Annotated in this window: 10 protein-coding genes and 1 riboswitch; of the genes, 3 read left to right on the forward strand and 7 right to left on the reverse strand. The window is 70.7% G+C overall.

Going from position 1 to position 12,075, the window contains the following annotated elements:
- Window positions 1-52 precede the first annotated feature (52 nt).
- The 6 genes from AB0M01_RS34485 to AB0M01_RS34510 form a co-directional block, all read right to left on the reverse strand.
- Window positions 53-724 carry a class I SAM-dependent methyltransferase gene (locus AB0M01_RS34485; protein WP_363676689.1) on the reverse strand — a complete coding sequence of 224 codons (672 nt, stop codon included), beginning with the start codon at window positions 722-724 and terminating at the stop codon, window positions 53-55.
- Window positions 725-749: 25 nt separating this feature from the next.
- A complete protein-coding gene (locus AB0M01_RS34490) occupies window positions 750-2,078 on the reverse strand; it encodes a cytosine permease (RefSeq protein WP_363676690.1) in 1,329 nt (442 codons plus the stop codon).
- Window positions 2,071-2,192: riboswitch (TPP riboswitch) on the reverse strand. It overlaps the preceding gene by 8 nt.
- A 27-nt stretch (window positions 2,193-2,219) precedes the next feature.
- The gene (locus AB0M01_RS34495; RefSeq protein ID WP_363676691.1) at window positions 2,220-2,885 is read right to left on the reverse strand and encodes an alpha/beta hydrolase; all 666 of its coding nucleotides are present in this window, start codon (window positions 2,883-2,885) and stop codon (window positions 2,220-2,222) included.
- Window positions 2,876-3,640 (reverse strand): hypothetical protein, encoded by a 765-nt coding sequence (locus tag AB0M01_RS34500; RefSeq protein WP_363676692.1) that lies wholly within the window; start codon window positions 3,638-3,640, stop codon window positions 2,876-2,878. Before AB0M01_RS34500 ends, AB0M01_RS34495 begins: the two co-directional genes overlap by 10 nt.
- 54 nt (window positions 3,641-3,694) lie before the next feature.
- Window positions 3,695-4,561 carry a DUF3152 domain-containing protein gene (locus AB0M01_RS34505; protein WP_363676693.1) on the reverse strand — a complete coding sequence of 289 codons (867 nt, stop codon included), beginning with the start codon at window positions 4,559-4,561 and terminating at the stop codon, window positions 3,695-3,697.
- Window positions 4,562-4,638: 77 nt separating this feature from the next.
- Window positions 4,639-5,832: an ATP-binding protein gene (locus AB0M01_RS34510; RefSeq protein ID WP_363676694.1), complete on the reverse strand. Its 1,194-nt coding sequence runs from the start codon at window positions 5,830-5,832 to the stop codon at window positions 4,639-4,641.
- A gap of 155 nt (window positions 5,833-5,987) precedes the next feature.
- Between AB0M01_RS34510 and AB0M01_RS34515 the strand changes: the two genes are divergently transcribed.
- Complete coding sequence (locus AB0M01_RS34515; protein WP_363676695.1) at window positions 5,988-7,004, forward strand: (p)ppGpp synthetase; 1,017 nt, start codon at window positions 5,988-5,990, stop codon at window positions 7,002-7,004.
- On the opposite strand, the gene AB0M01_RS34520 is transcribed toward AB0M01_RS34515, so the two are convergent.
- Window positions 7,001-8,413 carry an MFS transporter gene (locus tag AB0M01_RS34520; protein ID WP_363676696.1) on the reverse strand — a complete coding sequence of 471 codons (1,413 nt, stop codon included), beginning with the start codon at window positions 8,411-8,413 and terminating at the stop codon, window positions 7,001-7,003. The genes AB0M01_RS34515 and AB0M01_RS34520 overlap by 4 nt on opposite strands.
- Window positions 8,414-8,532: 119 nt before the next feature.
- Here AB0M01_RS34520 and AB0M01_RS34525 point away from each other — a divergent pair, with 119 nt between their 5' ends.
- Together AB0M01_RS34525 and AB0M01_RS34530 are read left to right on the forward strand one after the other, a co-directional pair.
- On the forward strand, window positions 8,533-10,299 hold the full coding sequence (locus tag AB0M01_RS34525) for an ABC transporter ATP-binding protein (protein ID WP_363676697.1): 1,767 nt from the start codon (window positions 8,533-8,535) through the stop codon (window positions 10,297-10,299).
- Window positions 10,296-12,074 carry an ABC transporter ATP-binding protein gene (locus AB0M01_RS34530; protein WP_363676698.1) on the forward strand — a complete coding sequence of 593 codons (1,779 nt, stop codon included), beginning with the start codon at window positions 10,296-10,298 and terminating at the stop codon, window positions 12,072-12,074. The genes AB0M01_RS34525 and AB0M01_RS34530 overlap by 4 nt, the downstream gene beginning before the upstream one ends.
- Window position 12,075: the final 1 nt, after the last annotated feature.

Genomic DNA, 12,075 nt, shown 5'->3' on the forward strand with positions numbered 1-12,075 from the left:
GAGCAGGTCCCCATTGTGGAGTGGGGATCTGCTTCTTCTTTTTCCTGACGTGTCAGCTTTGATGCATTTCCAGGATCAGCCGGCGCCGGCCGCCCCACTCGCGCTTGTAGACCTTGTAGTCCTTGATCCCGGCGGCCGCGCAGAGCCGGCCGTAGCTGGCCTCGTCGTGGATGAAGTGGATGCTGCTGGTGCCGAAGTGCTCGGTGGTGACGATCCGGTGCTCCGGGCCCTGGCGCAGGCCGTTCGCGATCTCCGACGCGGTCGCCGGTCCCCAGACCGGGCCCTCGATGATCGCCAGGCCGCCCGGCTTGAGCACCCGGGAGATCTCCCAGATCGTCGACAGCTGCTCGTCCTCGCCGAACAGCTCGTGGAACGCCGTCCACAGGCAGATCACCGCGTCGAACGAGTCCGACTTGTACGGCAGGTCGGTCATCGACCCGACCGCCCAGTCGATCCGGAGCTCCTCCTCGGCGGCCTGGGCCTGGCCGGCTTCGATCAGGTTCGGGGAGATGTCGAGGGCGCTCACGACCTTGCCGGCCCGGCGCAGCGGCAGGGCGATCCGGCCGTAGCCGCAGCACAGGTCGAGCACCGACTCCCGGCCGTCGAGCAGTTCCTCGACGGCCTTCACGACGGCTGCGTCCCGCTCGGGCGTGGTGCGCGCGGCCAGACCCTCGGCGCCGAGTTCGGCGTACTCGGCCCGGCTGCGCAGTGCGGAGTTCAGCATTGCGCAAGTATTGCGAAGTCTCCGGTCACTGTCTCCTCGGGCGTCCGATCGCGCCGAACGCAACCGCGGCGACCATCGAGACGATGATCGACGTGTACGTCGCACCGAGCCAGCCGGGCACCGGTTCGCCGCCGAACAGCTTGCCCTGCAGGTCCAGCCAGAACGGCGACCAGCCGCTGACCGTGCCCGGGTTCACCAGCTGGTAGGCGACGAAGCCGAACACCCACGCGACCGCGGGCTGCCAGCGGAACGGCGCGCTGTCGCCGACGTTCCAGTTCATCCGGCTGACCACGAAGAAGTCCGCGATCGCCACCGCGAAGAGCGGGATGAAGACCGAGCCGATCAGGTACAGGAACTGCGTGTAGTTGCCCAGGTCAACGAAGAGGGCGAGGCCGGTGGCCAGGACGCCGATCCCGACCGACAGCCAGCGGCGATCGAGGTGACCGACCAGGTTGTGCGCGGCCATCGTGGTCGAGTAGACGTTCGCGTAGGCCTCGTCCACCTCGTCGACCAGCAGCACGAACAGCGCGATCGCACCGGCCGGCAGCGTGACCAGCGCGGTGATCACGTCGGTGCTGTTGGTCTGCAGCGTCGCGACGGCGAGCACGCCGAGCGCGTAGTACAGGATGGCGGCCAGGCCGTAGCCGAGCGACGAACCGGCGAAGGCGGCCTTGTTGGTGCGCGAGTGCCGGGTGTAGTCCGCGGCCAGCGGCGCGAACGAGACGACACCGGCCGCGGCCAGGTCGACACCGGGCCAGAAGCCGAAAACGCTGTCCTGCGGGAGATCGTGGACCGGCTTGCTGAGCACCTGGACGAACAGGTAGATCGATGCCAGCAGCACCAACCAGACCATGAACTTGCGCAGCAGCTTCACACTGCCGAGCGGCCGGACCGCCATCGCGGTCGCGATCACCCCGGCCAGTACGACGAACAGCCAGCGCCACCGCTCGCCGGTCACCGCGACCGCGGCCTGCGAGATCACGATGATCTCCATCGTCGCCCAGCCGATGTTCTGGGCGATGTTCAGCACCGTCGGCGCCATCGAGCCGCGGCGGCCGAACAGCCCGCGCAGGCTGGCCATCGCCGGAGCGCCGGTGTGCGAACCGAAGACGGCCGCGCCGCCGAGCACCAGCGCGCCGATCCCGCAGCCGACGACGACCGCGAGCAGCCCCTGCCACAGCGATCCGGTGTACGCCGCGACGAGCGCGCCGGTGACCGGGCCGAACAGCGAGATGCCGAGGTTGCCCCAGAGCGTGAACTGGTCGAAGAAACCGAGCGTGCGCGGCGCGTCGGTGGTCAGGACGAGCGGCGCTTCGGTCGTCGTACTGGGTTTGCGGACAGCAGTCGTGGTCATCTGACCTGCTCCCTACGCCGGCATTACCCGGTCAGGTTCAGGCGGTCGGCGACCCGGCTGATGCTCGTCGCCCTCTCAGCCCGCAATCCGGTGCGAGCTCCCGCGGAGGTGTGGTGTTGTTAGCGCGTCAACTTTAGCTCGTCATCCAGCTTTGTATACACCGGCTGCCCGATGGATGAACGCCGCCAGGTCGCGGCCGTTCGTCAGCACCGGCATGTGCGAGCCAGTTGGCAGCGTCCAGGCCTCGCCACCGGCCAGGTCCGCAAGCCGTTGAGCCCAGGCCGCTGGGCACAAGTGGTCGTGGGAGCACCTGAGCACGACAACCGGTACGGCGACCTGTGGCAGCGCTGCGGCCAGGTCGTATTGGCGACCGACCTGCTCGGCGCGGGCCATCGCTGGGAAGCTGGTCCGGAAGTACTGCTTGGTGAGCGTCGGGATCAGCGTCGGCCGCTCCCACAGCGCCGAGCGGACCCAGCGGCCGGCCAGCGTCGGCCACCCGGAGGCGGTCACGTCACCGGTCGGGCCGAGCAGGATCAGCGCGGAGACCAGGTCCGGGTAGGCGAGCGCTGTAGCGACGGCGACGTGGCAGCTGGCGGAGTGGCTGACCAGGACCGTGCCGGGCTGCAAGTGCTTGGCCAGGCGATCAGCGAGGGCTTCGACGTGCAGGTCGTCGTCGCGCGTCGGTTCGCCGTACCCGGGGAGGGTGACGACGTCGGACGGGATCTCCAGGTGCTGCTGGGTCGGGCCGTAGGACTCCGGGCCGAGGCCGAGCCCTGGCACCAGGACGACCGGCGCGATCACTCCCACGGGGGCCGGTCCGGTGCTGCCTGGACGACGGGGTTGGCCACCTCCGGCTTGAGCTCGCGGTAGCCGAGCGCGAAGCCCAGAGCGAGCAGCAGCAGGCCGAACCCACCCCACCCGTACGCCGTCGGCAGGCGGTGCAGCGAGTCGTCCACCGCGCCCAGCCCGGTGCTCAGCACCATGCCGAGCCAGATCAGGATCGGCACCAGCGACAGCGCCACCAGCAGCAGGCCGCCGAGCTCGAACGGGTCCAGCTCGCGCCGGGCCTTCCGGCGGCCCTGCAGGTCGCGCAACCACATCGCCAGCGCGGCGATGCCGACGATCACCGTCAGCAGCTGGCCGATGGTGTCCAGCACGTCGGTCCGCAGCGGGTGGTTGAGCGGAGAGCCCGGAGCCTGGGAGATCTCGCGCAGGGAGACCCGCTGCACGGATATGACGAGCAGGCCGTACACACCGGCGATCACTGCTGCCAGCAGGACCACCCGGGCAGCTCTGGGGTCGCGGCGAGGCTCCGGCCCGTACGACGGGAGCTGGTGCGACTGGGGTGCGGCGGCAGCGCCGTACGGGTGGCCGGGCCGGTACGCCGGTGGCTGGTGGTGGCCTTGGGTGTCACCAGGTTGGCCGTAGATTGGTGGCTGCTCGGCCGGTGGCTGCGGGTAGGTCTCGTGGCCGTACGGGACCGGCTTGGCGTAGTACTGGCTGCGGTCCTGCTCGTCCGGGTCGTCGCCCCGGCCGTAGGTGGGGAACTGCGGTGACGACATCGTGGCTCCCTCGGCTGGTCTTCTCGTCAGACTCTCATGCCGGAGGGTGTGGGACTAGGTAGCTTTGGTGGTCGGCCAGGCGTTCGGGAGACAGCCGCCGAGGCCCTTGGTCTGCTGCATCATCACCGGGGCCGGCGTGTTCGGCTGGTCGCAGTCGGAGTGCCCGTGGCCGAGCGCGTGGCCGACCTCGTGGTTGACCAGGTAGTTGCGGTACAGGTCGACGTCCCCGTTGTACGCCGGTACGGCGTACACCCAGCGCTTGGCGTTCAGCACGACGCGGTCCTCGACCCGGCAGGAGACCTCACCGCCGGTGTCGAGCGGCAGGCACAGCTTGTCGGTCAGCGTCGGCGTCGCGAGGATGATCCGCAGGTCGGCGTCGGCCTTGTCGGTCCGCTCGAAGCTGACCGGGTGCAGCGCCTGCCAGCCGCGCGGGTCGGTCAGCGTCTTGTGCACGGCGGTGGCGACGGCTGCCGGGTTGAGCGACAGGCCCTGCTCGATCTCGATCCGGTAGGTCATCTTGCCGACGTTCCGCGTCGCCTTGGCGAAGCCCGGTACGACGCTGAGCTTGCCGGTCGACACCGTCACGTTCGGCTTCGAGCCCTTCGGCTGCCGCGTCAGCGTCGGCGCCGGCCGCTGCGGCTTGGTCAGCGTCGGCACCGCCGACGGCATGTGCGTCGGCACCACAACCGGCTGCACCGGCGGCTGCGCCACCGCGTCCTGCTGCTCCGCGAACGACGCCGCGAGACTCTGCCGCCCGGCGTCCGGGTGCACGACCATCACGGTCCCCAGCACGGCCAGCGCGGTCACCGAGAACCACTGCGCCTTGTACGACTTCTTCCGGCAGTGCCGCGCACTGCGCCGCCGCTTGGCGGATCTGGACGCACGCGTGCCCGCACGCTGCCCGTTCCGCCCGGTGGTCATGTCGGTTCACCCTAGCGACTCACCGGTAATTCCCGAAAGGCCGGTTCACGTCAGCTTCCGGTCAAGAGTTTGACAGCTCAGGCAGTCCGGGTGCGGAGGAACTTGCCGAAGTGCGGGACGGTGAAGGCGACGGTGCCGCGTTCGGCGGAGAAGACCAGGCCTTTCTTGATCAGGCCGTCGCGGGCCGGGGACAACGACTGGGGTTTGCGTTTGAGGGTGCCGGCGACCTCGGCGGTGGGGACGGAGCCGTCGGCGACGCCGACGCCGAGCTCGGCCATCGCGCGCATGTACTCGCGTTCGGCCGGCGTCGCGCGTTCGTAGCGGGAGCCGAAGAAGCCGACGGTGAGCTCGGCCGACGCCTCGGGGCCGGCGACGGCGACGTCCTTGACGGTGATCGGGCTGGCGGGGGCGTGGTCCCAGGTGGCGTGCGCGAAGGCCTGGACGAAGTACGGGTAGCCGTCGGTCTGCGCGTACAGCTCGTCGAGGGCCTCCTCCTCGAAGTACACGTCCTCGGACTCGGCCGGGATCATCAGCGCGCGGTCGCAGGCCTCGCGGGCCAGCCGGTCGACGCGGACGTAGCGGAACAGTCGCTCGGAGTACGACTTGCTCGCCGACAGTACGGCGGGCAGGTGCGGCAGCCCGGCGCCGACCACGACCAGCGGCGCGCTCTGCTGGGAGATCTCGTGGCACGCGGCGCAGAGCGCGGACAGGTCGTCGTCGGAGATGTCCTGCATCTCGTCGATGAACAGCCCGACGCCGACCGACAGGTCGCCGGCCAGGTCGGCGGCGTCCGCGAACAGCTCGATCAGGTCCATCTCGAGATCACCCGAGTCGGCGCGGCCCTTGGCGGCGGCGACGTCGACCGGCGGGTGCCACTTGATGCCCTTGCGGTCGTTCTGCGCGGTCCGCAGCGCGAACGCCTTCAGGACGGCGCTGAACTGGTCGACCCGCTCGTCGTCGCGGTGCCGGTGGCCGAGCTCCCGCATCGCGGTGTGCATCGCCTGCGCGATCGGCAGCCGGATGCTCTGGTCCGGCCGGGCCTCGATCTTGCCGGTGCCCCAGGCCCGCTTGATCGCCTGGGAGCGCAGCGTGTTCAGCAGCACGGTCTTGCCGACGCCGCGGAGTCCGCTGAGCACCAGACTCCGCTCCGGGCGGCCCGCGGCGACGCGTTCGAGCACGACCTCGAACTGCCGCACCTCGGTGTCGCGTCCGGCCAGCTCGGGCGGGCGCTGGCCGGCGCCGGGCGCATAGGGATTCCGGATCGGATCCATGCATTTCACTGTATGAGCGCGTCTAGCGTTTTCCTTAGATTTCGCTAGCGAACCCGAGCGCGTGTCGCTGATCTGTCAAAGACTCGCGTTCTCTACCGAAATCACTAGATTTCCCTAGACGCGCCTATCGGGGCGTAGCCGACTATGGTCTGCGCATGGGAGGGGACTGGGCGGTCCAGGCCGCGGCGCAGTACGAGCGCATGCACCAGCAGTACGTCGGCGGTGCCCGCAAGCTCGAGTCGCTGATCAACGAGCTGATCGGCGAGGAGGAGGGCATCAACTACCTGAGCGCGACGGCGCGCGCGAAGGACCCCGACTCGTTCCTGTCCAAGGCCTCCAAACCGCGGCCCGGCGAGCCGGCCCGGCCGAAGTACGACGACCCGCTGAACCAGATCACCGACCTGGTCGCGGCCCGGATCATCACCTTCCTGGTCGAGGCCGTGGACCGGGTCTGCGAGGTGATCGAGGCCGAGTTCGAGATCGTCGAGCACACCGACATGGGCGCACACACCCGCGCGCAGGGCGTCTTCGGCTACGCCAGCAAGCACTACCTGGTCCGGCTGAACGCGCACCGCCGCGAACTGCCCGAGTACGCCGTCCTGCGGAACCTGGTGATGGAGATCCAGGTCCGCACCGCGGTCCAGCACGCGTGGGCCGAGTTCGAGCACGACATCCGGTACAAGCTGGACATCCCACCGGACCGCAAGCCGGAGTTCGACCGGCGGTTCCTGCTCGCGGCGGCGCTGATGGAGCTGGCCGACAACGAGTTCACCGAGATCGACCGGCTGTACCGCGAACTGGCGGCCGCCGCGGACGACGAGGCACCGCGCGACCTGACCGCGGCGACGCTGACGACGTACCTGACCCGGCGGTACCCGGACGCTCCGCACGCGAAGACCAACCACTACGCGTGGATGCTCGGCATCCTGGCCGACCTCGGCGTCAGCACCGAGGAGGAGCTGACCGAGCTGCTGCAGGGGATCGACAGCGCCGCGGTCCAGGCCGCGATGACGCACCGCTTCCCGGCCGGCACGGTCCGGCGGCTCGACGACGACCTGCTCGCGGCGAAGGGTCCGGCGTACGTGGAGCTGTTCCCGGAGGAGGAGCGGCGGCAGAAGATCCTCCGCGGCCGCCTCAAGGCGCTCGGCCGGGCCGGCCTGTACGACGGTTAGGTCAGGTCGGCGGCAACGGCTCGGGCAGTGCGCTGCGCCCATCGGCCGGTGGTGATCAGGCCGAGGACGAGGACCAGGACGCCGCAGCCCGCGATGATGAACCAGCAGAGCTTGGCCGCGTCGACGAAGCCGGTCTCGAGCGGGCCGGTCAGCCGGGCGGTGAGCACGGTGCCGACGATCGCGACGCCGAGGGAGGCGCCGACCTGGCGACTGGTCGAGGCGATCGCCGCCGCGACGCCGGCCTGGGCGCGGGGCATGCCGGAGACGGCCGCGTTGGTGATCGGCGCGTTGATCACGCCGAAGCCGAGCCCGAAGATCAGGTAGCCGCCGAGCAGCAGCAGGGTCGGCGTACTGGTGGTGAGCTGGGACAGGATCAGCCCGCTGATGGCGAGCATCACGCCGGAGACGACCAGCGGGATGCGCGGGCCGCGGTGGCCGACCAGCCAGCCGGAGACCGGCGCGAACACGACGGTCATCGCTGCCATCGGCAACGTCAGGAGCCCGGCGTGCAGCGCGGTGAAGCCGCGAACTTCCTGCAGGTACAGGGAGTTGAGGAACAGGAAGCCCGACAGCGCGACGAAACCGGCGACCGCGATCAGCGTCGCGCCGGAGAAGGGTGCGCTGCGGAAGAAGCGCGGTTCGAGCAGCGGCTGGTCGCGGCGCCGCTCGTAGAAGACCAGCCCGGCCAGCGCGAGGACGGCGACCACGAAGCAGTTGATGATCAGCGGCGACGTCCAGCCCGCCGCGCGGCCCTCGATGATCCCGTACGTCGTACCGGCGAGCAGCAGCACCACGAGCACCTGACCGACCGGGTCGATCCGGCGCGCCACCGCGGCCCGCGACTCCGGGACGAACCGCGCGGTCAGCACGAGGGCGACCAGCGCGACCGGGACGTTGATCCAGAAGATGTACCGCCAGCCGGCCGAGTCGACCAGGGCACCGCCGACCAGCGGCCCGACCGACATGCTCAGCCCGACCACGCCGCCCCAGAGCCCGATCGCCTGGGCGCGCTCGCGCGGGTCGGTGAAGGTGTTGGTGATGATCGACATCGCGACCGGGTTCAGCATCGAGCCGCCGACCGCCTGCAGCATCCGGAACCCGATCAGCAGGTCCACGGTCGGCGCCAGCCCGCAGAGCAGCGAGCCGAGCCCGAACAGCACCAGCCCGACCTGGAACGTCCGCCGCCGCCCGACCCGGTCCGCGGTCGAGCCGGAGATCATCAGCAGGCTGGCCAGCACCAGCGTGTAGGCGTCGATCGTCCACTGCAGCTTGGCCACCGACGCGTCCAGGTCGGCCCGGATCGCCGGCAGCGCCAGGTTCACGATCGTCGAGTCCAGCCCGACGATGAACAGGCTCAGGCAGCAGATGCCCAGCACCAGCAACCGCCTGCGCCGAGTCAGCTCGCCCACCTCGGCAGTGTCTCATTCGGCCCGAAAACAGTTTGAGGGCCGGTCGGGGCCCCGCCTAGGCTTGGTCTGTTCGCCTGGTCAGGTGCCAAAACCCCCTCCTACGCCTCCTGTGAGACGTCATGTCGTTGCGCCTTGTTCCGTTCGCCGATCCGGGTGTGCCCGACACCCGGTCCGGTCTCCGACTCATCCTCTGGCTGGAGCACCAGCAGCTGCGCGGGCAGCTGGCCGCGCTCGGCTGGGGACTGCTCTACTTCGGCGGGATCGCCGCGTCACCGGTCGCCGTCGGCCTGGCCGTCCAGGCCGTGATCGACAAGTCCTGGTCGAAGCTGGTGCTGGCCGTCCTCCTGCTGCTCGCCTTCAGCGCGGCCAAGGCGGCCGCCGACTCCTTCTTCCACCGCGCGGTGGTGACCAACTGGATCAGTACGGCGTCCCGCCTGCAGCAGCTGCTGTTCCGCAAGGCCGCCGAGCTCGGGTCGTTGCTGACCCGCCGGATCGCGGCCGGCGAGGTGGTCGCGGTGAGCAGCGGCGACGTCGAGAAGATCGGCTGGTTCGTCGAGGTGCTCGGCCGGTTCGCGGCCGCGCTGCTGACCTGCTTCGCGGTGGTGATCGGGCTGCTCTTCTACGAGCCGCAGCTGGGTCTGGTGGTCGCGATCGCCGTACCGGTCCTGGCCTTCTCGATCGTGCCGCTGATGGGTCCGGCCGAGCGCCGGGCCGACGCGCAGCGCGCGAAGGGCGGCCGGGCCACCGAGCTGGCCGCCGACACCGTCGCCGGGCTGCGCGTGCTGCGCGGCATCGGCGGTGAGCAGCTGTTCCTCGACCGGTACCGCTCGGCCTCCCAGGAGTACCGGCAGAGCGCGGTGCACAGCGCCCGGATGTGGTCGCTGATCGCGGCGCTGCAGGTGCTGCTGTTCGGGGTGTTCCTGGTCGTCGTGGTGTGGTTCGGCATCCGCCTGGTGGTGGCCGGCCGGATCACCGTCGGCGAGCTGGTCACGACGTACGGCTTCATCACGTTCATGCTGGTGCCGCTGCACACCTTCGAGGAGACGGCGAGCGCGTTCATCTTCTCCAAGGTGTCCGCGCGCCGGGCGGCTCGCGTGCTGTCGCTGCAGCGGATGGACGAGACCCGTGGGACCGGCGCCGCGCAGGTGCCCGACGGTGACCTGTTCGACCCGGTCTCCGGGCTGGAGGTGCCGGCCGGGAGCTTCACCGCGGTCGTCTGCGGTAACCCGGACGCCGGTGGCCGGCTGGCCGACCACCTGGGCGGCCACAGCCCCGAGGCGGAGCCTGACGACCTGTCGGCGTTGCTGGATGGCGTGGCGCTCGACGAGCTGCCGCTGGAGTCCGCCCGTACGGCGGTGCTGGTGCAGGACAAGGACCCGGTGCTGCTGTCCGGGACGGTCCGCGAGCTGTTCGACGTACCGTCGAGCGGAGCCGTGACGGCCGAGCAGGCGCTGGATGCGGCGGAGTGCGCCGACATCCTGGAGGTCCTGCGGCAGTCGCTGCCTGCCGGTGGCACCGACGACCCGATGGAGGCCGTGCTGACCGAGCGGGGCCGGTCGCTGTCCGGTGGCCAGCGGCAGCGGGTGGCGCTGGCCCGGTCCCTGTACGTCGACCCGGCGGTGCTCGTGCTCGACGAGCCGACCAGCGCCGTCGACGCGCACACCGAGGCGCGGATCGCGGACGGCCTGCGGACACTGCGGTCCGGCCGCACCACCGTGGTGTTCACGTCGAGCCCGCTGATGCTGGACCGCGCCGACCGCGTGGTGTTCGTGCCGGACGGCCGGGTGGCCGCCGTCGGCGTCCACCGCGACCTGGTGCACAGCGACCTGCGCTACCGCGCGGTCGTGACCCGTGAAGACGAACCCACTCTCGAGGAGTCGGTGTGAAGCGCCCCGAGTACGACCCGGCCGCCCCGCAGGAGGCGGCCCGCCTCCCGGTGGCCGGTCCGGCGACGGTGAAGGCCTACCTGAAGGTCCTGTTCCGCCGGCACCGCAGGGCGTTCGGCTGGCTGACGGCAGTCAACGCCATCGCGGCGCTGAGCGGCATGGTCGGGCCCTGGCTGCTCGGCAACGTGGTGGAGCAGCTGTCGATCGGCGACACCGACGTCAACCTGCCGTACGTCGTCCTGGGCTTCCTGGTCGCGCTGATCGTGCAGACCGTGTTCGTCCGGATCACCCGGCTGCGCGGCGCGGTGCTGGGCGAGGAGATGCTCGCCGACCTGCGCGAGGACTTCCTGGTCCGCTCGGTGGCGCTGCCGCCGGGCGTGCTGGAGCGGGCCGGGACCGGCGACCTGCTGTCCCGGATCACCACCGACATCGACCGGCTGTCGCACGCGATGCGCGACGCCGTACCGCAGCTGACCATCGCCGTCGTGTGGGGCGGTCTGCTGATCGGTGCGCTCGTGGTGACCGCGCCGGAGCTGGCCGTCGCCCTGGTGATCGCCGCGCCGGTGCTGATCGTCGGCGGCCGCTGGTACTTCCGGCGCGCGCCTTCGGCGTACCGGTCGGAGGCCGCGGGGTACGCCGCGGTCGCGTCCGGCCTGGCCGAGACCGTCGACGCCGGCCGCACGGTTGAGTCGCACCGGCTCGGCAGCCGCCGGATCCAGCTCGGTGACACCCGGATCGGGCAGTGGGTCGCCTGGGAGCGGTACACGCTGTTCCTGCGGATGATCCTGTTCCCGGTGATCAACATGACGCACGCGATCGCGCTGGCCGCGGTGCTGATGGTCGGCGGCGCGCTGTCCATCCAGGGCTGGATCACGGTCGGTGCGCTGACCACCGGCGCGCTCTACATCCAGATGCTGGTCGAGCCGGTCAACATGATGATCCGCTGGTACGACGAGCTGCAGGTCGCCCAGGTCTCGCTGGCCCGGCTGGTCGGCGTCCGGGAGATCGAGGAGGCCGCCGGCGGCGACCAGGACGAGCCGGAAGGCCGGACCGTGCTGGCCGACGAGGTCCGCTTCGGGTACCTGGAGGGCCGCGACGTGCTGCACGGCGTCACGCTCACCGTCGAGCCGGGCGCTCGGGTGGCGCTGGTCGGGCCGTCGGGCGCCGGGAAGTCGACGCTGGGCCGCCTGCTGGCCGGCATCTATTCGCCACGCGTCGGTGACATCACGCTGGGCGGTGCTGCGCTCGGCGAGATGTCGGCCGAGCAGGTGCGCAGCCACGTGGCGCTGGTGAACCAGGAGCACCACGTGTTCGTCGGGAGCATGCGGGACAACCTGCTGCTGGCCCGTCCGGAGGCGAGCGACGCCGAGCTCTGGGACGCGCTGCGCTCGGTCGACGCGCACGCCTGGGTGGCCGGGTTCGAGCACGGTCTCGACACCGAGGTCGGCTCCGGCGGTACGACGCTGACGCCCGCGCAGGCGCAGCAGGTCGCCTTGGCCCGCTTGGTTCTCGCCAATCCGCACACGCTGGTGCTGGACGAGGCGACCTCGCTGATGGACCCGCGCGCGGCCCGGCACCTGGAGCGGTCGCTGGCCGGCGTACTGGAGGGCCGGACGGTCGTGGCGATCGCGCACCGGCTGCACACCGCGCACGACGCGGACGTGATCGCGGTCGTCGAGGACGGCCGGATCGTCGAGCTCGGCGGGCACGACGACCTGGTCGATGCGGGCGGTCCGTACGCCGCGCTGTGGCACTCCTGGCACGGGGATCGATGAC

Origin of the sequence: Kribbella sp. NPDC051770 (assembly GCF_040681455.1) — a bacterium.
Classification (GTDB): domain Bacteria; phylum Actinomycetota; class Actinomycetes; order Propionibacteriales; family Kribbellaceae; genus Kribbella.